Below are 21883 nucleotides of genomic sequence, written 5' to 3'. Positions count from 1 at the left end.
GCGCGCCGTCAGTGGCGCAACAGCGCCTGCCGCAGCAGCCGCGAGGCGCGATCGCGCACCTTGCCGGGCAGCCCGCGCGGATGCGGCCGGCGCTGGCTGCGCGCCATGAGACACGCATTCAGGAAGTCATGCAGGATGGCCGTGTCGTCCATCGTGTGGACGGGGCCGTTGCCCTGATGGAATTCCGGGTGCCACTGGGTGGCCGCAATGTAGCCGCGGCCGCCCTCGCCCGGCCGACGCCTGATGGCTTCGGGCACGTGGTCCGGATAGCTCCAGGCCTCCACATCGAATCCCGGCGCCAGGTGTTTGATGCCTTGGTGGTGGATGCTGTTGACCCGGGCGTGCGTTACGCCCGGATAAAGCTTGGACAGACGCGTTCCCTCGACCACTTCGATGTCGTGGAAATTCTGGTCGTAGCTGATCGGATCCCGGTGCTGCAGTGCGTTGGGATGCTGGGTTTCGATGTCCTGGTACAGCGTGCCGCCGAAGGCGACGTTGATCAGTTGCAGCCCCCGGCAGACGCCGAATACCGGTTTGCCGGCCTGTTCGAAGGCTTCGACCACCGCCAGGTCGTACAGGTCGCGCACCCGGTCGCCCATCCAGGCGTCGCGCAAGGGCACTTCGCCATAGGTGCCCGGCCAAACATCGGCGCCGCCATGCATGACCACGCCGTCGAGCCACTCCGCGTAGTGCGCCAGGCTGGTGTCGCCGCGGGCTGTCTCACCGGTCGGACACGGCACCATGACCACCAGAGCGCCGGCTGACATGAGCCAATGCGCGATCGACTGCTCGACGTATTGCAAGGTCTTGTTGGTGAACAGCGAGCGCGACGGGTCGGCATGCTGGAAACAGGCCGACAAACCGATCTTCAGACGGCTGGCAACGCTTTGAGTCATCCCTGGCGGGGCGCCTGAGGTGGCAGGCGCCAGTTGGTCAATCCAAATTTGATTGTGGCGCGTTTCGGTGGACGTTTGCTGTAAGCAAGTGCCTTGCACCCTAGGGAAGCTCTCCTGATTTCGTGATTTGAGCAACGCAGCGGTCACACGATTCAGCCAAGATCGCGGGGTCGTTCCCGACCTGGCAACGAGGCAAACTTTGTGTTGATCGGTTATTATTGAGGGTTCGCTCGATCGCGGTCCGCACTTGAAGCAATTGCCTTTGGGTGCACGGCCTGCTCGCAGTGTCCTCGAACACTCACTCGGGTTCGGGCGGTTCGCCACCTCCAAATGCTGGCAATCCGCATGCGCCCCGCGCCTGGTTTCGGCTGCGGTGAGGATTTTTGCAAAGGGATTGAATGCCAAAGGAAGAACTGATCGAAATGAGCGGTTCGGTGACCGAAGTACTGCCGGACTCGCGCTACCGCGTGACGCTGGACAACGGCCACCAGTTGATTGCCTACAGCGGCGGCAAGATGCGCAAGCACCACATCCGCATCCTGGCCGGCGACAAGGTGTCGCTGGAACTGTCGCCTTACGACCTGACCAAGGGTCGCATCACCTTCCGCCACCTGGAGCGTCGCGCCCCGGGCACCGGCCCAGGCCCCTCATCCGGCGGCAGCCATAACCGTCGCTGAGCCACGGCAGGCGCTCGCCGCCATCTGAAGGCGTGAAGAACACCGTTCGCGCCGGCGACGCTCCCCGCTCTTTCGCGCCCGCCTGGGTGATGTTGCTGGCGCTGTGCAGCGCCTTCGCCCTGAGCCAATCCTTCCGCACGGTGGCCGCCATCCTGGCGCCGCCGCTGCAGGCGCAATTCCATCTCTCCGCCCAGCAACTCGGCTTGTTCGCGGGCGCTTTCCATTTCGCGTTCGGTGCCCTGCAGTTCTTCATGGGCATGGGAATCGACGTCCACGGTCTGCGCCGCACGGTGCTGGTGGCGTTTCCCTTGGCCATCGCCGGGGCGGTTCTGTCGGCGATGGCTCAGAGCTTTCCAGTTCTGGTCATGGGCCAGGTGCTGATCGGCATCGGATGCGCGCCGGCGTTCCTGGTGTGCACGGTGTTCATCGCCCGTCACTTTCCCCCAGAACAGTTTGCGTCGGTATCAGGCCTGACGATGGGCTTGGGCTCGGTGGGCATGCTGCTCACCGGAACGCCGCTGGCGTGGCTGGTGGACACCACCTCCTGGCGGGCCGGCTTCGTCGCTTTGGCGCTGTGCTCGCTGGCCGCCTGGTTGTTGATGGCCTGGAAGGTGCGGGAACCGGCCATCACCCTGGCGCCGGCACCTTCGATGTGGGCGGCGCTCAAGAGCTATGGCGCGCTCTTCGCCCTGCCGCACACGCTGGGCATCCTTGCGTTGGCGTCCGTCACGTACGCCGCCTTCATCTCGCTTCGTGGACTTTGGCTTGGGCCCCTGCTGGTGGAGCGGCATGGCTTTTCGCTGGTCGAAAGCGGCAACATCGCGCTTGTCGTGTCCATCGTCGGATTGGTCGGGCCGCCTCTGTTCGGGCGCTACGACCCGGGACCGGCAAGCCGCAGGCGATGGATCGTCGCCTTCACGCTGTGCGTGGCTGCCGGCTTTCTGCTGATGGCGCTCGCGCCAACCGCCACGATCGACGTGGCCGTCATGCTCGTCGTGGGCGTGTTGTCGGGCTACATCGTCCTGCAGTACGCCGACACCAAGGCGGCCTATCCGGCCGAGATGGCGGGTCGCGCGCTGGCCCTTTTCACCATGGCGATGTTCCTGGGCGTAGCGGTGATGCAGTGGCTGACCGGCGCGGTCGCATCGTTGGCGAAGGCGCATGGGCTCGATCCCTTTGTCGCCGTGCTGCTGACCATCGCCGGCCTGCTCGGCGCCGGGGCGGCAGCATTTGCCTGGCTGCCGCGGCCACCCCGGGCGGCCGACGGCGCGAGCACATTCAGGTCACGGGCCTAGGCTTAGGCGTCGTCGCTGATAGTCGGTTCTAGCTGCCCTGCCGCCGCGCCAAGGGAAATGGGCGGCTCCAGAAGCGCGAGCCCGCCTCGCCGAAGCGCCATGGCCGGTCGGCCGCCTTGCTGATGCCGATTCGCGGCCCGACCACCAACTCCAGGGGCGCAGCAGGATCGGCGGCCACCAGTTCGAATGGCGCTGAATCCAGGCGCTTGCCGTTGAAGCCGCCATCCACCCCCAGCGCCTCGCCCACGCGCCCGGGCCCGGCGCACAGCAGGCGAGGATCAGCCAGGCCGCGACGGCGACGCATGACGGGCAATCCGGCCGTCGGCTCGACGGCCCGGATCAGCACCCCCGCCCCATGGCCCTCTTCGCGACACACGAAGTTCAGGCACCAGTGAATGCCGTAGGAGCGATAGACATAGGCTCTGCCGGGCGGACCGAACATCGCCGCATTGCGGGAGGTCGGCCCGACGAACGCATGCGAAGCCGGGTCGTCCCGGTCATAGGCTTCGGTTTCGACGATGCGGCCACCTACGCCGTCGATCAGCAGCGTGACGCCGATCAGTTGCCGCGCCACCTCGAAGGCGTCAGCGCCAAAGTCGATGCCTGCGATCAGATCGCCGGACTCCCCAGGATGGGCGATTGACGTCATTAATACTTATTTCCTAGCATTGTTGGCTTCACTGATCCAGGCCATCACCATGCCATTGCCTCCGTTTCACGCAAGCGAGCCCCTCCAATGACCCGCGCTCGCAACTGGCTGCGAAGAGCTGGCATCGCGGTCGCCGTTCTGCTCATCCTCGTCGCCATTGCCTTGTTCGCAGGCGCTCAAATGAGCGAGCATCGACGCCAGCGCCTGGTTGAGCTGCCATCCATACAAGCCGTCGCGTATCGCACCGATGCAGCCAGCGTGGCGCGCGGGCAGTACCTTTTCGCGTCGCGCGGCTGTGTCGACTGCCACGGCGAGAAGGGCAACGGACGCATGTTCGTCGACGACGGCAAGGGTCTGCGCATCGCCGGACCGCACATTGCGCCAGGGCCGGGCAGCGTCACAGCGGCCTACGCACCCATCGACTGGGTGCGCGCCATCCGCCACGGCGTCAATCGCGATGGCCGCCCCTTGATGGTCATGCCCAGCGAAGACTACAACCGGTTCACCGACGACGACCTGGCGTCGCTGGTCGCGTACATCCGCCAGATGCCGCCAGCCGAAGGCGGGCCCGCGGTGGTCGACTTCCCGCTTCCCGTGCGCGTGGCCTACGGTTTCGGCGTGATGAAGGATGCGGCGGCCAAGATCGACCACTCGCTGCCGCCACAGATGCCGGTGCCGGACAGCGACATGCTCGCGCGGGGCGCCTACGTGGCCAACATGTGCCAGGGCTGCCATGGCGCCAAGCTGCAAGGCGGCAAGATCCCCGGGGGCCCGCCGGATTGGCCGGCCGCCCCCCGCTTGACGTCTGGAGAGGGCTCGGTCATGCCGAACTACGCCAGCGCGGAAGACTTCGGCCGCATGTTCAAGACCGGCCGCCGCGCAGACGGCAGCGCCATCCAGGTCATGCCCTTCGGCTCGCTCTCTCAAATGAACGACAAGGACGTGCACGACCTCTACGCCTACCTGCGCAGCCTCGCGGGGAAGGTGCCCGGCTGACGCGGCCAGCGGCGCTGCGAGACAATGCCGCCATGCAAATCACCAAAGACTCCGTCGTCACCCTGAGCTACAAGGTGAGCGACGCCAACGGCAAGCTGATCGAGCAGAGCCAGAACCCCATGACCTACTTGCACGGCGGTTACGAAAACACCCTGCCCAAGATCGAGGAAGCCCTGGACGGCAAGACAGTGGGCTACGCCACCACGCTGTCGCTGGCGCCCGAGGATGCCTTCGGCGTGCGCGACGAGGCACTGGTCCGGACCATCCCCAAGTCAGAGTTTCCGCCGGGCGTGAAGGTTGGCGGCCAGCTTCAGGGCACCAACGACGAGGGCCAGCCGCAGATCTTCTACGTGAAGAAGATCAAGGGCAACGAGGTGCATCTGGACGGCAATCATCCCTGGGCCGGCATGTCGCTGCGCTTCGCGCTCAAGGTGACGGGCGTGCGTGCGGCCTCCGCGGAGGAGATCGCTCACCGCCACGTCCATGGCGAGCACGGCCATCACCACTGATCCGCACATGTCCGCCTCTGCCGTGTTGAAAGCGCAGCCGCTGGGCTTTCCCTGGCCGACGATCGACCCGTTCCTGTTCTGCGTGCATCACGATGACGCCTATCCGCGCGCCAACGCGCAGATGGGGCCCGACGCCAAGCTCGAAGGGCGCGCCATCGGCCAGGACTTCAGCCGCAAGGATGGCTGGAGCATGTACCACGGCGAGGTGGTGCCCGGCTTTCCCGCGCATCCGCACCGCGGCTTCGAGACCGTGACCATCGTGCGCCAAGGCCTGATCGACCATTCCGATTCACTCGGCGCGGCCGCGCGTTTTGGAGGTGGCGACGTCCAATGGCTGACCGCAGGCGGCGGCGTCGTCCATTCGGAGATGTTCCCGCTGCTGCGCACCGACGCGGACAATCCGCTGGAACTGTTCCAGATCTGGCTGAACCTGCCTGCGGCCAGCAAGATGGCGCCTGCGCACTTCACCATGTTCTGGTCGGAGCGGATCCCGCGCGAGCGCATGCTCGATGCCCATGGGCGCCAGATCGAAGTGGCCTGCATCGCAGGCACATTGCGTGGCGACCACCCGCTCGTGCCGCTGGCGCCACCCCCCGATTCATGGGCAGCGCGCATCGAGGCCGACGTGGCCATCTGGACCTTGCGCCTCTCGCCCGGCGCGCGTTGGACATTGCCCGCCGCGCTTGGCCGGGAGGCAAAGCGGATGCTCTACTTTTTCAAGGGCCAGGCGCTGCTCATCGCCGGCGAGAAATTGGGCAGCCATGCCGCGGTGGAGCTCGACGCGAATGCGGCCGTCGAGTTGGTCAACAGTGGCGACACCGTGGCCGAGTGCCTGCTGTTGCAGGGTCGTCCGATCGGCGAGCCGATTGCCCAGTACGGCCCGTTCGTCATGAACACGCAGCAAGAGATCATGCAGGCCATGACGGACTACCGGCGCACCCAGTTCGGTGGTTGGCCGTGGCCCGACGCCGCGCCGGTCCATGGACGCGAAACGGCGCGATTCGCGCGCCATCCGGATGGTCGCGAGGAACGCCCTTCCGCAGCGAACGAATCATGAGCCGAAACCTCGACACGACCGATCCCGGACAACTGCTCGATGCCGGCGCATCCACCTGCGCTCGCGCCGTGAACGAAGGCCGTGTCAGCGCAGCGGCACTTTGCGAGACCGCCATCGGCCGCATCGAGGCACGCGACGGGGCCATCAACGCCGTGGTGTTGCGCGACTTCGGTCGCGCCCGCGAGCAAGCGAAGGGCGTCGATGCCGCGCGTTCGCGCGGCGAACGTCTGCCGCTGGCGGGCGTGCCAATGACGGTCAAGGAAAGCTTCAACATGGCCGGCCTGCCCACGTCCTGGGGCCTGCCGCCGTTTCGAGACTTCATGCCGGAGCGCGATGCCACGGCGGTGGAGCGACTGAAAGCCGCCGGCGCCGTCATCCTCGGCAAGAGCAACGTGCCCACCGCGCTGGCGGACTGGCAAAGCGCCAACGCCATTCATGGCCGCACCGTCAACCCCCACGACCCAGCCCGCACGCCCGGTGGATCATCTGGCGGAGGCGCCGCTGCGCTCGCCGCTGGAATGGTGGCGCTGGAACTAGGTTCCGACCTGTACGGATCGATCCGCGTGCCGGCGCATTTCTGCGGCGTCTACGGACACAAGCCCAGCGTTGGCGTGCTGCCCTCGCGTGGCCAGGACTTTCCCGGCACCGATCTCGAGCCGGGCGACCGGCCCGGCGTGATCGGGCCACTCGCGCGATGCGCCGAAGACCTCGACCTCGCGCTCGATGTGCTGGCCGGCCCCGAGATGCCCGACGCCGCCGCCTGGCAGTTGCAATTGGTGGCGCCGCGCCATGCCCGCCTGCGCGACTTCCGCGTGCTGGTGCTCGCCGAGCATCCGGCCGCCGAATGCGCCACCGAGATGCGCCAGGCGCTCGACAACGTCGCAGCACGACTGCAGGACGCCGGCGCTGCCGTGGCCCGCAAGAGCGATCTGCTGCCCGACCTGCAGTCGCTCAGCAAGGACTACGGCACGCTCGTCAACACGGTGCTGTCGGTCGCCCAACCTGGCGGCAGCACGACGCTGAGCGCGCATGACTGGATTCGCCTGATGGGTCGGCGCGATGCCCTGCGCGTGCAGTGGCGGGCTTTCTTTGACGAGTTCGACGCGCTGCTTTGCCCGCCTTTCGGCTGCGCTGCCTTTGCGCACCAGGACGCCGCCGACTGGAACGAGCGCAGCCTGAAGATCGACGGCCGCGACACCCGCTTCGGCGCGCAAGGCGCGTGGTCGACCATGGCTTCGCATGCTGGGCTGCCGGCCACGGTGGCGCCGCTGACCAAAGACGCGGCCGGCCTCCCCTTGGGCGTGCAGATCATCGGGCCCTATCTGGAAGACCGCACCACCGTCGCGCTCGCGCGCCTGTTGGCGACAGCCTGATCGGCCAGGCGGGTTTAGGCTCGGACCTCATTCATCTCGAACACCTTTTCGGAGACCACGCCACATGATCCACGTCATCGCCGTCATCACCGCCAAGCCTGGCCAGCGCGCCGCCGTGCTCGAAGCCTTTCAGGCCAACGTGCCGGCCGTCCTGGCGGAAGACGGCTGCATCGAATACCAGGCCGTCGTCGACGCCAAGGGTCTTCCGCCGTCCAAAGGCTCGATCGGCGAAGACACCTTCATGGTGGTCGAAAAGTGGGCCTCGTTGGCCGCACTGCAGGCGCACGGTGCCTCGGCCCATATGCAAGCCTATGCGGCCAAGACGAAGGACATGCTGGCTAGCCGCATGATCCACGTGCTGGAACCCGCCTGAGTCGGCAGCGTCCCCGCGGCGATCGCGCGGGCAACAAAAAAGCGCGCCAAAGGGCGCGCTTTTTCTTTTGAGGCGAACCAGCTTACTTGCTGACCACGCGAACCATCTCGAGGCACTTGTTCGAGTAGCCCCATTCGTTGTCGTACCAGCTCACGAGCTTGACGAAGGTGCCGTCCAGCGCGATGCCGGCTTCGGCGTCGAAGATCGAGGTGCGCGGGTCGCCGCGGAAGTCGGTGGCGACCACCTTGTCCTCGGTGTAGCCCAGCACGCCCTTCATGGCGCCCTCGGATTGCGACTTCATCTCGGCGCAAATGTCCTTGTAGCTGGCTTCCTTGACCAGTTCCACCGTCAGGTCGACCACCGACACGTCGGAGGTCGGCACGCGGAAGGACATGCCGGTCAGCTTCTTGTTCAGCTCGGGAATCACCACGCCCACTGCCTTGGCGGCGCCGGTGCTGCTGGGGATGATGTTCTCGAGGATGCCGCGGCCGCCGCGCCAGTCCTTGTTGCTCGGGCCGTCGACGGTCTTCTGGGTGGCGGTGGCGGCATGCACCGTGGTCATCAGGCCGCGCTTGATGCCCCACTTGTCGTTGAGAACCTTGGCCAGCGGTGCCAGGCAGTTGGTGGTGCAGGAGGCGTTGGAGATGATCGCCTCGCCCTTGTAGGTCTTGTCGTTGACGCCGAAGACGAACATGGGCGTGTCGTCCTTGCTCGGCGCGGACATGATCACCTTCTTGGCGCCGGCATCGATGTGCTTCTGCGCGCCTTCCTTGGTCAGGAAGATACCGGTGGATTCGATCACCACGTCGGCACCGACCTCGCCCCACTTGAGCTCTGCGGGATCCTTCACAGCCGTCAGGCGGATCGCCTTGCCGTTGACGATCAGGTTGTTGCCTTCGACGCTCACCTCACCCTTGAAGCGGCCGTGCACCGAGTCGTACTGGAGCATGTAGGCCAGGTAGTCGGGCTCCAGCAGGTCGTTGATGGCGACGACTTCGATGTCGCTCTTGAAGTTCTGCACCGCGGCGCGAAACACCATGCGTCCGATGCGGCCGAAGCCGTTGATCCCGATCTTGATAGCCATGTGGAGCTCCTGATGGATGAATGAAACAAGGAAATGAGGTGGGTCGGACCGCGTTCAGCGGCGGCGCAGCGCCGCTTCGACGGTGGCCGCCACGTTGTCCGCGGTAAAGCCGAAATGCTTGAACAGCACACCGGCGGGCGCCGATTCGCCGTAGGTGTCGATGCCGACGACTGCGGCGACGCCGTATTTCCACCAGCCGTCGGTGGCGCCCATTTCAACGGCGACACGGGGCAGGCCGGCCGGCAGCACACGCTTCTTGTAGGCCAGGTCCTGGCGGTCGAAGGTCGTCGTCGATGGCATCGAGACCACGCGCACGGCGATCTTCCTGGTGGCCAGCTGTTCCTGGGCTGCCAGCGCCAGTTGCACCTCGGAGCCGGTGGCGATGATGACGGCCTGCGCCTTCTTCTTCAGGCCCACGCGCTCGGGCTCGGCCAGCACGTACGCGCCCTTGTTGATGTCGCTCAGGTCGGCCTTGGGCGAATAGGGCAGGTTCTGGCGCGACAGCAGCAGCGCCGTGGGGCGCGTTGCGTTCTGCAGGGCCACGGCCCAGGCCACGGTGGTTTCTGCGGTGTCGGCTGGGCGCCAGACGTCCAGATTGGGAATCAGGCGCAGGCTGGCCGCATGCTCGATCGACTGGTGCGTCGGACCGTCTTCGCCGAGCCCGATCGAGTCATGGGTGAACACGTGCACCACGCGTTGCTTCATCAGCGCGGCCATGCGGATGGCGTTGCGGCTGTAGTCGCTGAACGTGAGGAAGGTGCCGCCGTAGGGGATGTAGCCGCCGTGAAGCGCCACGCCGTTCATGATGGCGGCCATGCCGAATTCGCGCACGCCGTAGTTGATGTGGCGCCCGGGCAGGCCGTCCGGGTTCTGTTCGTTGCCTTCGCTGCGCAATACCTCGCCTTGGCTGCCGAAGCGCAGCGCGGGCGTGCTCTTGGTGTTGGTCAGGTTGGAGCCGGTGAGGTCGGCGCTGCCGCCGAGCAACTCGGGCAACGCGGCGGTGAAGGCTTCCAGCGCGATCTGCGATGCCTTGCGGCTGGCCACCGTCTCTGCCTTGGTGTGCGCGGCGACGACTGCGTCGAGAACGGTCTGGTGAAAACTCCGGGGAAGCTCGCCCTTCATCCGGCGCGTGAATTCCGCAGCCAGATCGGGGAAGGCCTCTGCGTAGGCGTCGAACTTCTGATTCCAGGCGGCCTCGACTTCGGCGCCGGATGCCTTGGCGTCCCATGCGTCGTAGACGGCCTGGGGAAGCTCGAAGGCCGCGTGCGACCAGTTCAGCGCGCTGCGGGTCAGCCCGATCTCTTCGGCTCCCAGAGGCTCGCCGTGCGCCTTGGCGGTGTTGGCACGGTTGGGGCTGCCCTTGCCGATCTGCGTCTTGCAGATGATCAGCGTGGGCCGCTCATCCTGCTTCTTGGCCTCGGCGATGGCGCGCGAGACTTCAGGCACGTCGTGGCCGTCGATGGGACCGATCACGTTCCAGCCATAGGCCTTGAAGCGCTCGGCCGTGTTGTCGATGAACCAGGGCTTGACCGGGCCGTCGATCGAGATGCCGTTGTCGTCGTACAGGGCAATCAGCTTGCCCAGCTTCCAGGCGCCGGCCAGCGCGCACGCCTCGTGGCTGATGCCTTCCATCAGGCAGCCGTCGCCCAGGAAGGCGTAGGTGTGGTGATCGACGATGCTGTGGCCGTCGCGGTTGAACTCGCTGGCCAGCAGTTTCTCGGCCAAAGCGAAGCCCACGGCGTTGGTGATGCCCTGGCCGAGCGGGCCGGTGGTGGTTTCGACGCCGGGCGTGATACCGACTTCGGGATGCCCAGCCGTCTTGCTGTGCAGTTGGCGGAAGCGCTTGAGCTCGTCGATGGGCAAGTCGTAGCCGGCCAGATGCAGCACGGCGTAGATGAGCATCGAGGCGTGGCCGTTGGACAGCACGAAGCGGTCGCGATCGAACCAGTGCGGATTGGTGGGGTTGTGACGCAGATGTTCGCCCCACAGAGCGACGGCCATGTCGGCCATGCCCATCGGTGCGCCGGGATGCCCGGAGTTGGCGAGTTGAACTGCGTCCATCGCCAGCGCGCGGATCGCGTTGGCCATCAAGGCTTGTTGGGCCATGGGTGTGGCTTTCTGGGGAATTCTGGGGGAGAACCCGCAATTTTAGCGGGCGCGGCCGGCTGCTAGAGTCGACCCCATGCATGGCCTGCACCTGACTGCCGATTTGCACGACTGCCGCTGCGCCGATCAATGGCTGATCGACGCCGGCTCGCTGAAGTCCGTTTGCCACAAAGCTGCCATCGCAGCCGGGCTGCAACCGGTGGGCGAGCTCACGCATTCTTTCCCATCCAGGGGGCATGGGCCGGGCGGAGTGACCGCAGCAGTTCTGCTCGCCGAATCCCACCTTTGCCTTCACACATGGCCCGAATTGAGGGCCGTGACCTTGGATGTGTATGTCTGCAATGTCGACGGCAATCGCTCTGGTGCGGCGCATTCGCTCCTGGAAGGATTGATCTCGCTGTTCCAGCCTGGCCGGCGCGAACTGCACTCGTTGGTGCGTGGCGCGTTGCGCGCCGAGGAACTGCCAGTGCCAGCTCTGGCGGGCGCTGCGTCTTGAGCCAGTCGATGGCCCAGGCGATGGTGCTGGCCGCTGGCCGCGGCGAGCGCATGCGCCCGTTGACCGACGCCACGCCCAAGCCGCTTCTCGAAGTGCAGGGCAAGCCGCTCATGCAATGGCCGCTCGAAGCGCTGGCGCGTGGCGGCATTTCGCGCGTGCTCATCAACACCGCATGGTTGGAGGCGCAGATCCCGGCGCACTTCGGGCGGCAACTGACGCTTCCGGATGAAGGTTGCACGGTGGCGCTTTCGTATTCGCTGGAGGGCCGTGACTTCGGCGGCGCGCTCGAGACCGCCGGCGGCATCGTGCGCGCACTGCCGCAACTGGCGCCAGTGTTCTGGGTTTGCGCCGGCGATGTCTTTGCGCCGCAGTTCCGGTTCACTCAGGAGGCCATGGCACGCTTCGAGCGCAGTGGGCGATTGGCGCACCTTTGGCTGGTGCCCAATCCGCCGCACAACCCGAAGGGCGATTTCGGCATCGGACCGGCCGGCGATGCGCTGGCTGATGCGGACGAACGATTCACCTTCTCCACCATCGCGCTGTACCGCGCCGAGTTGTTCGCAAAGCCGTATTGCGACATCGAGGCGGGCAATCCGGGGGGCGCGAAGGCGGCGCTGGGGCCGCTGCTGCGTGCAGCGATGCGATCCGGATGCGTGAGTGCCGAGTTGTACCGAGGGCCCTGGACCGACGTCGGAACGCCCGAGCGTCTGGCGCAGTTGCAAGTCTGAAGGAAAAGAAAACGGCCCGCCTGGGCGAGCCGCTCTTGTTGCTTCGGTCGAGTCCGTTCAGGGCACGTTGGCACCGGTGAGCTGGAATACCTTGCCCGGCACGTCGAAGCTACCGCCGTACTCGAACGGGCCACCGCCAATCATCCCGCAACCAGCCTCCGGCTGGCAGGAGGTCCCCGGGTTGCTGCGGAAGATCACCGGCCCCCATCGGTAGTTCGAAACCCGCTTGCCCGCATAGTCGGCAACGGTCAGCACGAACGACTCGGTGCCGTGGTTGTCGTTGTCCTCGGCCCAGATGGGATCCTTCAGGCGCGAGTCCTGCAGCGTGCGGATGACGCTGCCGCTGTTGCCACTGAACTGCACCCACTGAATCTTGTTGTCGCCGCGAGAAACCACGATCAGGTCGCCTGCGTTGTCGTGCTTGACATAGGCCAGCGAGGTCGGATTCTTGCCCACGGCCATCGATCCCCTGAGCGCGATGTCGGCGGGCGAGGCCGAGCCATTGCCCGCATAGTTGCCCAGGCTGAAGATCTGCAGGGTGCCGTCTTCCGTCGCAATCCAGGCGCGCTGCGCGCCCGCGATCGACGCCTTCACCGCGGTCGGGCGCTTGCCGAGATCCACGGTCTTGATCAGAGTCGGCCTTTGCGACGACACCTCCGAGAACGGGAAGGGCCACTGGTTCGCGGCCTGGCCCAGCGTCAACGTCCGGTCGAAGTTGGCGCGCGTGCCGAAGTACATCGACTGGTAGTAGTCGAACAACGGCTTCAGATTGATGAAAGCCGCCTTGCCTTCGGATTTGGAAACCACCACCGCAACGCCGCCATGAGGATAGGCACCAGCGTTGCAGCCACCGTCCATGAAGGTCTGACGGTTGGTCTCATTCGACAGCAGCACGTCGCGATACAGCACGAAGCTCGACCGATTGCAGTTGGCAGGGTCCGAGCCCGTCGGGAGGTAAAGCCGCTGATAGGACTCGAAGTCGACATTCGTCGTGGCCGATATCTCGGTCGGTGCATTCATGCCGGGCAGGTCGACGTAGCCCAGGAGCTTCATGAATCCGAAGGCGCCCATGTTGGGCAGGCCGGGATGCTGCAGTGGCCAATCCATGTGCAGCAGCTCGCTGCCGGCCAGCGCGATCACCGCCACCTGCCCCTTGAGGTTCTTCGTATCCCACACCGTTACCAGCGCGAACTCACCCGCGTTTGTCACGGCCACCGCCGTCGGCACCTTGTCTGCATCCAGCTTGATCTCGCTGCGCGCCTCCGTCGTCGTGTTGCTGCCGAAGACGCCGATCGTGCCGTTGGCAAAGGCGATCACCGTCTGGGAACAGACATACCCGTAGCAACGGCCCAGCGCCGCTGGCGCCCCTGCGTTGTAGTACTCGTTGGCGCCTGCCGGTGCCACGGCCACGGCCGGGGGGAAGGTCCAGCTCGGCTGCGGCGCGTACGAGAAGGTGTTGTTGCGCTGCGCCAGCAGTTCGAGGGTGCCGATGCCAGCGTACTGGCCCGAATTGTCCGGCGCGAAGGCGTATTGGCCCATGTTGCTGGAAAAGTCGCCCGCGTCGTCGCTGTACGGACCGCCGACTTGCCAGGTCACCTGGCTTTCGTACGGTGAATAGGCGGGATAAGCCGTGCTGTTGGCTTGCGCGACCGTGGTCGCCACGCCGACCGCCGAGGGCGATCCGTAGCGGTAAAGAATGCCCGCGTCTTGAGCGATCTTCTGTGCCGTGTCACGATAGGTCGTGGCCGTCACGTTGCCCGAGCTGTCGACGATGTCCGGCGCCGAAGCATTGGCGCCGGCACTGCTGGTTGCATTGGCGCCGGTTGTGCCCGTAGTGCCGGTCGTGCCGGCCACTGCAACGCCACTACCGGTCGCCGCGCCATTGGCGGAGCCGCCGCCGCCACCACCGCCGCAGCCGGCGACGCCGAGCACGGCCAAGGCCAGCAAACTCAGGCCCTTATGTGCAAAACTAGACAAAAAACATCTCCTAAATAGTGAGACGGTTTTTACGTGCAAGCCTTCTTGTCGGGCAATGAGTCTTGCAATTGTTTCCTGGGACCCTGCTGTGCCTGTTGGCACCAATCCACAAGCGTATCTAATGGTGACATCATGATCAAAAATCACCAAGCCTCCCGCCGTTCGCGCCTGGCCGCCCAGCTTGGCAAGGATGGGGTGGCCATCGTTCCGACGGCGCCCGAGCGCCAGCGCAACCGTGACAGCGACTTCCAGTACCGGCACGACAGCTACTTCTTCTACCTGACGGGGTTTTCCGAGCCCAATGCCTGGCTGGTGCTCGACGGCCGCGGAAAGTCGACGCTTTTTTGCGCCCCCAAGGATCTGGAGCGCGAGATCTGGGACGGCTACCGGCTCGGCCCCGATGCGGCGCCGGGCGCGCTTGGCGTCGATGAAGCGCACTCGGTGGACGAGCTCGAATCACTCATGCCTCGCCTCCTGGAGAACCGGTCGGTGGTGTGGTACCCCTTCGCCACCCACAAGGGACTGGAGACGCGCATCGACAAGTGGCTGTCGTCCGTGCGCGCCCGGGTCCGGTTCGGCGCGCTGTGCCCGGACGAGCAGCGAGACCTGTGCGGGCCGCTAGACGAGATGCGCCTGGTCAAGGACGCGTATGAGCAGGACGTGATGCGCAAGGCGTCGGCGATCAGCGCCCGGGCGCACGTCCGCGCCATGCAGACGTCGGCCCGCATGCTGCGCCAAGGCCAGGACGTGCGCGAATTCCACCTCGATGCCGAACTGCTGCACGAATTTCGCATGGGGGGCTCCCAGTACCCGGCCTATGGCTCGATCGTTGCCGCCGGCGCCAATGCCTGCGTGCTGCACTACCGGGCGGATGCGGCCCCGGTGCGGGACGGCGAACTGGTGCTCATCGACGCCGGCTGCGAACTGGACGGCTACGCCAGCGACATCACACGCACCTTCCCGGCCAATGGCCGCTTCACCGGGCCGCAGCGCGAGCTGTACGACCTGGTGCTCGCGAGCCAGGACGCCGCGGTGGCCGCCACGCGAGCAGGCGCGCGCTTCAACGACCCGCACGAAGCCACCGTCAAGGTGCTGGCGCAAGGCCTTCTCGACCTGAAGATCCTCGATGCCGACAAGGTCGGTTCCGCGCAGGACGTGATCGAGCAACGCGCCTATTTCCCGTTCTACATGCATCGCACCGGCCACTGGCTGGGCATGGACGTGCACGACTGCGGCAGCTACGTGGAGCCCGACGAAGTCGGCCGGACCAGCGAACGGCGCGATCCGCTCTCGGGCGAGCTCATCACCAACCGGCCCAGCCGCATCCTGCGTCCCGGCATGGTGCTGACCATTGAACCAGGCCTGTACGTGCGGCCAACCGAAGGCGTGCCCGAAGGCTTCTGGAACCTCGGCATCCGCATCGAGGACGATGCCATCGTGACCGAACAGGGTTGCGAGCTCATCACACGCGGTGTGCCCGTCAAGGCCGACGAGATCGAAGCGTTGATGCGCGACTGATCGCGCCACTGCGGCGGCTCAAGCTCAAACTTGCGCCGCCCAATGTCCGCGGCAGAAGGCCTCTTCGAAGATCGAATAGCCCGACCAGTCGGCGTGGGCGAATGCCAGACTGCCGTGCGTGATGCGCCGGCGGCCGGCGCCAAGCCGTTCGAGCAGGCCGGGCGTCGGAATGGCCATCGCATGACCGTAGCGCGTGATTTCGATGCGCGTGGCCACGTCGCGCAGGTCGGGATGTGCTGCCTGCAGTTCGCTCAGCAAGTCATCGCGCCAGCCAGTCCAAGGTCGCTCCAACAGGCGCTGGCGGCCGTCGCCGCCATCGTGCCGGCTCGGCCCCAGCGGGCGATACCAGCTGATCACCGTGGCGCGCGGCGTCGGGTCCAGGCGCTGATGGCCGGCGTCCACATAGCCTAGGCCAGCCGTGCCGTAGACGACGTTGTCCCAGCTTGGCGCAGCGCCGTGTGAGCGGTCCGCCAAAGGGGCGCGCAGATGGATGTTCGCCACCAGCCAGGGCGCGTGACCCATCGCGGTAGCGGCCTGGCGCAACAGTTCGGGCGGGCTCTCGACGACACGCGCGGCGACAAAGACGGGCAGGGCGACGACGCAGCGCTCGGCCTGCCAGCGCACGGTCTGGCGCGTCTTGACGTCGAAGGCATCGACTTCGACGCCTGAACGGGTGTCGGCGATGCGCAGCACGACTTGTCCGGTACGCAAGCGTTCGCCCAGTGGCTCTGCCAGGCGGCGTGCGAGCCAGCCATTGCCCTCGGCCCACGTCAGCACCGCATCTTGCTCGGCCTCGTCCGACGCGGCACTGGCGCTGCCTGGAGCATGGAAGCCATGCCGGCTGGCGAAGTAGTGAATGCCTGCCCAGGCCGACACCACGCTGCTGCCGGCGCCATAGTCGTCGCGACAACAGTAGTCGAGGTACCAACGCAGGTGCGGATCGTCCAGGCCCTGCTCGGACAGCCAGTCGTCGAAGGAGCGGGCATCCAGCGCCAATTGATCGGCCGAGGGCAGGGCGCTGCCCACCGGAATGACGAACCGGGCGCGCCGACGCCAGGTCTCGACCAACTGCTCGAAGCGGCGGTATTGCTCCAGCGTGGCGGCCTCCACACCTTCGCGCGGCAACAAACCGTCCTGCCAGTGGCCGCGGAAGAACAAGCGCTCCTGCGGGCTGTGGCACAGGTGGCGCTCGTCGTAGCGCCAGCGCCCGGCCACCCGCCGGCGCAGGCCGAGTTCCTCAAGCAGGTCCTGGACTTCCGGTGCATCGTCACCGGGCACGGGCAGGTAGTGGGCGCCCAACGGGCACGGTAGGCCGTTGACCGCGCCGCCTCGGCTGTTGCCGCCCGGGCTGTCTTCCATCTCCAGCAGCGCAAAGTCTTCGACGCCGGACAGGCGCAACGCGCGTGCCGCGGCCAGGCCGGCCACGCCGCCGCCGGCGATCACGACCCGCGTGCGCGCATGACGCACGGAGCCGCCGGGCAATGCCAGCGCGCCATCGCGCCACGCATGACCGCGTGCCACGTCGATGCCGCGAAACCCGCCCGAGATCGAATCGTTCGACTGCTCGCACCCCGCGAGCGTGATCGCGCCCAGGCCCGCCGTCGTGCCCAGAAAGCGGCGACGGTCGATCATTGCCGGCCCCACTCCTGCTCATAGGTCGAGACCAGCGCCTGGTTGGACAGCCGGTTGACGGCCGCGGGAACACGGCTCATGTCGAGCGGGAACTCGAACATCTGCGGCAGGCCTTCGGGCGAAAGGAAGCGCATTCCGTTCGGCAGGGCATCGGGCATGCGCCAGGGCCTGTGGCTGGCCAGCACGAAGCCCCACTCGCCAAAGCTCGGCACATGCGCGTGATAGGGCGTCGCACGCAGCCCGGTCGATTCGATGGTCTCCACCACGGTCCAGAAGCTCTTGCGTGCCACCAGCGGCGACGTGGTCTGCACCACCGCATACCCGCTGGCGGCCAGGCGCTTGTCGAGCAGGCCATAGAAGGAGTTGGTGTAGAGCTTGCCGATGGCGAAGTTGGTGGGATCGGGAAAGTCCACCACGATCACGTCGAACGTGTCTTCGCCCTCCTGCAGCCAGCGGAAGGCGTCGGTATTGACGATCTTCACCTTGGGCGACGACAACGAATGTCCGTTCAACGCGGCCAGCGTCTCATGTGCGGAAAACAGCTGCGTCATGTTCGGATCGAGCTCGACCAGCGTCACGTTTTGGACCGAGGGATATTTCAGGACCTCGCGCACCGCCATGCCGTCGCCGCCGCCCAGCACCGCCACCCGCTTGGGCGCACCATGCGCGGCCATGGCGGGATGGACCAGCGCTTCGTGATACCGGTACTCGTCGCGCTCTGCGAACTGCAGGTTTCCGTTCAGGTAGAGCCGGTGTCCGCCACGCCCGCGCGTGACGACGATGCGCTGATACGGTGAGCTGGCGGCAAAGACCACCGGATCCTGGTAGAGGTGGTCTTCGGCCAGGCTGCTGACGCGGTCGGCAAAGACCAGCCCTGCGCCAAGCATCAGGAGCGTGAGCACACATGCCGCCACATGGGCCGCCAGGCGACGCAGCTCATGCCTGAACAGCCACAGTGCCCACAAGGCGACGGCAGCATTCATCCAGCCGAAGAGCAGGCCGGTTCGGATCATCCCAAGCTGCGGCACCAGCAACAGCGGGAAGGCAATCGAAACCGCCAGCGCGCCCAGGTAGTCGAAGGTCAGCACCTGCGACACCAGATCCTTGAGCTGCACGTGCCTGCGCAGGATCCGCATGACCAAGGGAATCTCCAGCCCGACCAGCGTGCCCACCACGAGCACCAGGCCGTACAGCAGCATTCGGAATGCACCGGGCAGCCAGGCGTGAGCCAGGTACAGCGCGACCGGCATCAGGCCGCCGACGCAGGCCACCAGCAGTTCGATGCGCAGGAAGTGCGCGGGCAGTTGCCGGTCCAGGAAGCGCGACAGCCACGAGCCCACGCCCATGGCGAACAGGTAGGTGCCGATCACGGTGCTGAACTGGAGCACGGAATCGCCCAGCAGGTAGGAGCTGAGCGACGCGGCCACCAGCTCGTAGATTAACCCGCAGGCGGCGATGACGAAGACGCTGGCGAGCAGCGCTACCTCCATCGGCCCCGGCTTGCGAGACGCGGGCGATGCGGCGATGGATGCGGAAGAATCAGCCAAGTGGGAACGAAGCGAAGTGCGCGGCGCAGGAGCGCGGCGCACGAGAGGAGCGCATGGTCAATGAATGGCCGCTGCAACGATGATGGAAATGCCCAGGCACATCGCCGCCACCACGATGGCCAACGCCATGTTGCGGCGCTCCACGATCTCGCCCCAAAGGTCGTAGGGCGTGAGCTTGTCGATGACGAGAAAGCTGAGCCAGAACACGATCACGCCGATCAGCGCGTAGACGAGGGAGCCGAGCACGACCGCCGGCTTGAGCCATTCAATTCCCATGATGCAGACCTCCTGTGATGGATGAAATCATTTGTGGCTGCCGCCGCTGGAATACCCGCCGTAGGATCCGCCGGCACTGCGGCCAGAGTAGCCGGACGAAGTCCCGCCGCTGCACGTACTGAGGATGATGAGCACGATCAAAAGCAGGAAAAGGATGAGGATGATCGTGCCGCAGCCGATGCGTGGTGCCGAACTCAACGGCGCAGCGTCCGCGCGCTTGAATAGCGCCTTGCGCGCATCCAGGCCGAATGCGGAGGCCACCTGAGCGCTGTCGATGCGCTTGCCGCTCGACCAGGTGATTTCCTTGCCGCTCTTCTCCATCGACAGCAGCGCGGGGCCGTTGGCGAAGTCGCGGTTGAAGCTGGTCTGGCCTCGCTCGACCTTCCAGTAGAACTCGCCCGCCACGTAGGTGGTCGTGGCCTCGTAGGCATATTGCAGGGCATAGCGATTGCCCAGGTAGGTGGCGGCTTTGCCGTCGGAAGCCAGGCGGGGCGCGCCGGTGGTGGGTGCGACCATGCTCCAGCCATCTTCGGCATCGACCAGAAAACTGAAACCGCCCATGCGGTTGTAGAGCAGGTACTCGCTCCAGCCGAACTGCTCGTCGTCGCCCGGTGCCTGTCCCATGCGGTGCTGGAAGCCCAGCACTTGCCAAGTGCCGCCTTGCAGGCTGCCAGTCGCCCCCAGCGGGATCAACGGCTGCACCGGTTCGTCCTGCAACGCGTGGCGAAGTTCGCCGCCGATGCCGCGAGAAAGATCGATCAGACTGCCGCAGCTGGCGCAGGTGATGGATTTGCTGTCGGCCAAGAGGGGCGTGACCGCCGCGCCGCAATGGGGGCAGCTGAAGCTGCGCGCCTTGTCTTCGCGGACCGACCCGTCGCGCAACCCGCTGAGCTGCAGCTGGTCGAGACGCACGGCGCGGCCCAGCCAAGCGCCCGGCGGTCGGGTGTCGTACTCCAGGCTCAACACGTCTTGGCCGTCACCGCGCAGTTCCACCACCGTGAACGGCTGGCCCAGTGCCGGCAGCCGCGGCAACTCGCCCTGGGCCGAGACCAGCATCACCTCCTGCACGGACGTGACGGTGAAGCTGCGCCCCTCGAACGCCGTCGCCAGGCCCAGCCGCAGTTGCTCGGCCGAAGGCGCTTCGCGCGTCAACTCGAAGGGCAGCGAAAAGACGAAGGTCCCGTTGTCCTCCGACAGCGTGCCGCTACGCCCGTCATCCAATGCAGCGATCCACTCCGTCCAGGTGCCGCCTTCGTAGCGATACTGCAACCGGCCGATCAGCGTGAAGCCCTGCCCTTCGTAGCGACCGCTGGCGAACAGCTGCAACGGGCTGAAGTCGTCGAACAGCTCGGCCATCTTGCCGATGCGTGCCAACGTGTCGCCCTGCCGGACTACCGTACTCTGGCAGTAAGGGCAGACCGCATGCGTGGATTGGGCGCTGCGAAATTCGACGGGCGCGCCGCAGCCCGGGCAGGGGGCCGTGTAGGCGCGCTGCGGCCCGGCGGCGCCCTCAGCCATGCGCTGCGCACGCCACGAGGCCGCAGTGCTCGATGACGGCCTTGATCACACCAGCTTCTTGAGCAGCTCGGCCTTCTTGGTGTCGAATTCTTCCTGCGTCAGGATGCCTTTCGACTTGAGCTCGCCCAGCTTTTCGAGCGTGGCCATCACATCGGCGGGGCTGACGGTTGCCTGCGTGGCGGCGGCGGGCGCAGACCCTGCGGCACCCTGGTTGCCCTGCAGACCTTGCGCCAGGTTCTGCGCGAGCACCTGGCCCAGAGCCACGCCGGCACCCAGGCCCATCGCGTCGCCGGCGATGCCGCTGCCGCCCTGGGCGCCTTCGGCCATCTTCGGAATGGCCTGCGCCGTCTGGTATTGCATGAAGCGACCCATGTCGTTGCCGACCATGCCCATGCCGATCTTCTGGTCCAGCACCTTCTGCAACTCTTCGGGCAGGGAAAGGTTCTGCACCGTCATGCTTTCCAGCTTGAGGCCGAGCTTGTCGAATTCCGGCGCGAGCTGCGCGGTCATGGCCTGGGCGAACTGGATCTGATTGGCCGCCAGGTCGAGGAACGGAACGCCGCTGGCCGCGATGGCGTTGCTGATGTTCTGCAGCACCAGGCCGCGCGATTGGCCATCGAGGTCTTCGACGCCGTACTCCTCGCGGGTGCCGGAGATCTCGGTGTGGAAGCGCTTCACGTCGGCCACGCGATAGGCGTAGTTGCCGAATGCGCGCAGTCGAACGGCACCGAATTCCTTGTCGCGGATGGTGATCGGCTGCGGCGTTCCCCATTTGCGATCGACCTGCTGGCGGGTGCTGAAGAAGTAGACGTCGCTCTTGAAGGGGGACTCGAAAAGCTTGTCCCAGTTCTTCAGGTAAGTGAGAACCGGCAGCGTCTGCGTGGTCAGCTTGTACATGCCCGGGCCGAACACGTCGGCCACCTGGCCCTCGTTCACGAACAGCGCGATCTGCGATTCGCGAACGGTGAGCGAAGCGCCGTTCTGGATCTCCATCTCCTGCATCGGGAAGCGCCAGGCGAGCGTGCCATCACCCGACTCGGTCCACTGGATGATGTCGATGAACTGCTTCTTGATGAAATCCATCAGCGCCATGGCTCTTCTCCTGTGAATGCCGTTGTCCGTCTGCCGCATCGCGTCCGCGCCGGCGATATTGCCATAGCCTGCGCCCTTGAGGCG

At 66.0% G+C, this 21883-nt stretch carries 20 protein-coding genes; 10 read left to right on the top strand and 10 right to left on the bottom strand.

Annotation, left to right across the window (positions count from 1 at the left end; all coding sequences use genetic code 11):
* Positions 1 to 8 precede the first annotated feature (8 nt).
* Positions 9 to 896, bottom strand: a complete 888-nt coding sequence (locus QTH91_RS08895) for a gamma-glutamyl-gamma-aminobutyrate hydrolase family protein (protein WP_286659718.1) — start codon at positions 894 to 896, stop codon at positions 9 to 11.
* Between the two features lie 398 nt (positions 897 to 1294).
* Between QTH91_RS08895 and infA the strand changes: the two genes are divergently transcribed.
* Together infA and QTH91_RS08885 are read left to right on the top strand one after the other, a co-directional pair.
* Positions 1295 to 1573, top strand: a complete 279-nt coding sequence (gene infA, locus QTH91_RS08890) for a translation initiation factor IF-1 (protein ID WP_286659717.1) — start codon at positions 1295 to 1297, stop codon at positions 1571 to 1573.
* A gap of 89 nt (positions 1574 to 1662) precedes the next feature.
* Positions 1663 to 2868 (top strand): MFS transporter, encoded by a 1206-nt coding sequence (locus QTH91_RS08885; protein ID WP_286660622.1) that lies wholly within the window; start codon positions 1663 to 1665, stop codon positions 2866 to 2868.
* 28 nt (positions 2869 to 2896) lie between these two features.
* Here QTH91_RS08885 and QTH91_RS08880 read toward each other — a convergent pair whose 3' ends face one another.
* On the bottom strand, positions 2897 to 3517 hold the full coding sequence (locus QTH91_RS08880) for a DNA-3-methyladenine glycosylase (RefSeq protein ID WP_286659716.1): 621 nt from the start codon (positions 3515 to 3517) through the stop codon (positions 2897 to 2899).
* 87 nt (positions 3518 to 3604) lie between these two features.
* Here QTH91_RS08880 and QTH91_RS08875 point away from each other — a divergent pair, with 87 nt between their 5' ends.
* From QTH91_RS08875 to QTH91_RS08855, 5 genes are all read left to right on the top strand, one after another.
* Positions 3605 to 4513 carry a c-type cytochrome gene (locus tag QTH91_RS08875; protein WP_286659715.1) on the top strand — a complete coding sequence of 303 codons (909 nt, stop codon included), beginning with the start codon at positions 3605 to 3607 and terminating at the stop codon, positions 4511 to 4513.
* A gap of 32 nt (positions 4514 to 4545) precedes the next feature.
* A complete protein-coding gene (locus QTH91_RS08870) occupies positions 4546 to 5022 on the top strand; it encodes an FKBP-type peptidyl-prolyl cis-trans isomerase (RefSeq protein ID WP_286659714.1) in 477 nt (158 codons plus the stop codon).
* Positions 5023 to 5029: 7 nt separating this feature from the next.
* A complete protein-coding gene (locus QTH91_RS08865) occupies positions 5030 to 6079 on the top strand; it encodes a pirin family protein (protein ID WP_286659713.1) in 1050 nt (349 codons plus the stop codon).
* Complete coding sequence (locus QTH91_RS08860) at positions 6076 to 7452, top strand: amidase family protein (RefSeq protein WP_286659712.1); 1377 nt, start codon at positions 6076 to 6078, stop codon at positions 7450 to 7452. The genes QTH91_RS08865 and QTH91_RS08860 overlap by 4 nt, the downstream gene beginning before the upstream one ends.
* Before the next feature lie 64 nt (positions 7453 to 7516).
* The gene (locus QTH91_RS08855) at positions 7517 to 7825 is read left to right on the top strand and encodes a putative quinol monooxygenase (RefSeq protein WP_286659711.1); all 309 of its coding nucleotides are present in this window, start codon (positions 7517 to 7519) and stop codon (positions 7823 to 7825) included.
* An 82-nt stretch (positions 7826 to 7907) separates the two neighbouring features.
* Here the strand turns inward: QTH91_RS08855 and gap are convergent, their stop codons facing one another.
* Both gap and tkt read right to left on the bottom strand, forming a co-directional pair.
* Positions 7908 to 8909 (bottom strand): type I glyceraldehyde-3-phosphate dehydrogenase, encoded by a 1002-nt coding sequence (gap, locus tag QTH91_RS08850; RefSeq protein ID WP_286659710.1) that lies wholly within the window; start codon positions 8907 to 8909, stop codon positions 7908 to 7910.
* A 54-nt stretch (positions 8910 to 8963) separates the two neighbouring features.
* Positions 8964 to 11015 carry a transketolase gene (tkt, locus tag QTH91_RS08845; protein ID WP_286659709.1) on the bottom strand — a complete coding sequence of 684 codons (2052 nt, stop codon included), beginning with the start codon at positions 11013 to 11015 and terminating at the stop codon, positions 8964 to 8966.
* Between the two features lie 76 nt (positions 11016 to 11091).
* Here tkt and QTH91_RS08840 point away from each other — a divergent pair, with 76 nt between their 5' ends.
* Together QTH91_RS08840 and QTH91_RS08835 are read left to right on the top strand one after the other, a co-directional pair.
* Positions 11092 to 11511, top strand: coding sequence for an S-adenosylmethionine decarboxylase family protein (locus QTH91_RS08840; RefSeq protein ID WP_286659708.1), 420 nt, complete (start codon positions 11092 to 11094; stop codon positions 11509 to 11511).
* A 20-nt stretch (positions 11512 to 11531) separates the two neighbouring features.
* Positions 11532 to 12239 carry a nucleotidyltransferase family protein gene (locus tag QTH91_RS08835; RefSeq protein ID WP_286660621.1) on the top strand — a complete coding sequence of 236 codons (708 nt, stop codon included), beginning with the start codon at positions 11532 to 11534 and terminating at the stop codon, positions 12237 to 12239.
* 57 nt (positions 12240 to 12296) lie between these two features.
* Here the strand turns inward: QTH91_RS08835 and QTH91_RS08830 are convergent, their stop codons facing one another.
* On the bottom strand, positions 12297 to 14216 hold the full coding sequence (locus QTH91_RS08830) for a YncE family protein (RefSeq protein ID WP_286659707.1): 1920 nt from the start codon (positions 14214 to 14216) through the stop codon (positions 12297 to 12299).
* Between the two features lie 132 nt (positions 14217 to 14348).
* On the opposite strand from QTH91_RS08830, the gene QTH91_RS08825 reads away from it, so the two are divergent.
* Positions 14349 to 15734 (top strand): aminopeptidase P N-terminal domain-containing protein, encoded by a 1386-nt coding sequence (locus QTH91_RS08825; RefSeq protein ID WP_286659706.1) that lies wholly within the window; start codon positions 14349 to 14351, stop codon positions 15732 to 15734.
* Between the two features lie 24 nt (positions 15735 to 15758).
* Here QTH91_RS08825 and QTH91_RS08820 read toward each other — a convergent pair whose 3' ends face one another.
* From QTH91_RS08820 to QTH91_RS08800, 5 genes are all read right to left on the bottom strand, one after another.
* Entirely contained in the window at positions 15759 to 17366 is a 1608-nt protein-coding gene (locus QTH91_RS08820; protein ID WP_286659705.1) for an FAD-dependent oxidoreductase, read from the bottom strand.
* A complete protein-coding gene (locus QTH91_RS08815; RefSeq protein WP_390367942.1) occupies positions 17363 to 18856 on the bottom strand; it encodes a polyamine aminopropyltransferase in 1494 nt (497 codons plus the stop codon). The genes QTH91_RS08820 and QTH91_RS08815 overlap by 4 nt, the downstream gene beginning before the upstream one ends.
* 114 nt (positions 18857 to 18970) lie before the next feature.
* Positions 18971 to 19189: a DUF350 domain-containing protein gene (locus QTH91_RS08810; RefSeq protein ID WP_286659703.1), complete on the bottom strand. Its 219-nt coding sequence runs from the start codon at positions 19187 to 19189 to the stop codon at positions 18971 to 18973.
* A gap of 27 nt (positions 19190 to 19216) precedes the next feature.
* Positions 19217 to 20707 carry a DUF4178 domain-containing protein gene (locus tag QTH91_RS08805; protein WP_286659702.1) on the bottom strand — a complete coding sequence of 497 codons (1491 nt, stop codon included), beginning with the start codon at positions 20705 to 20707 and terminating at the stop codon, positions 19217 to 19219.
* A gap of 45 nt (positions 20708 to 20752) precedes the next feature.
* Complete coding sequence (locus tag QTH91_RS08800; protein ID WP_286659701.1) at positions 20753 to 21799, bottom strand: SPFH domain-containing protein; 1047 nt, start codon at positions 21797 to 21799, stop codon at positions 20753 to 20755.
* Between the last annotated feature and the right edge of the window lie 84 nt (positions 21800 to 21883).

This window comes from Variovorax dokdonensis (genome assembly GCF_030316895.1).
Lineage (GTDB): Bacteria > Pseudomonadota > Gammaproteobacteria > Burkholderiales > Burkholderiaceae_C > Variovorax > Variovorax dokdonensis.
This window is presented reverse-complemented; position numbering and strand designations above follow the sequence as displayed.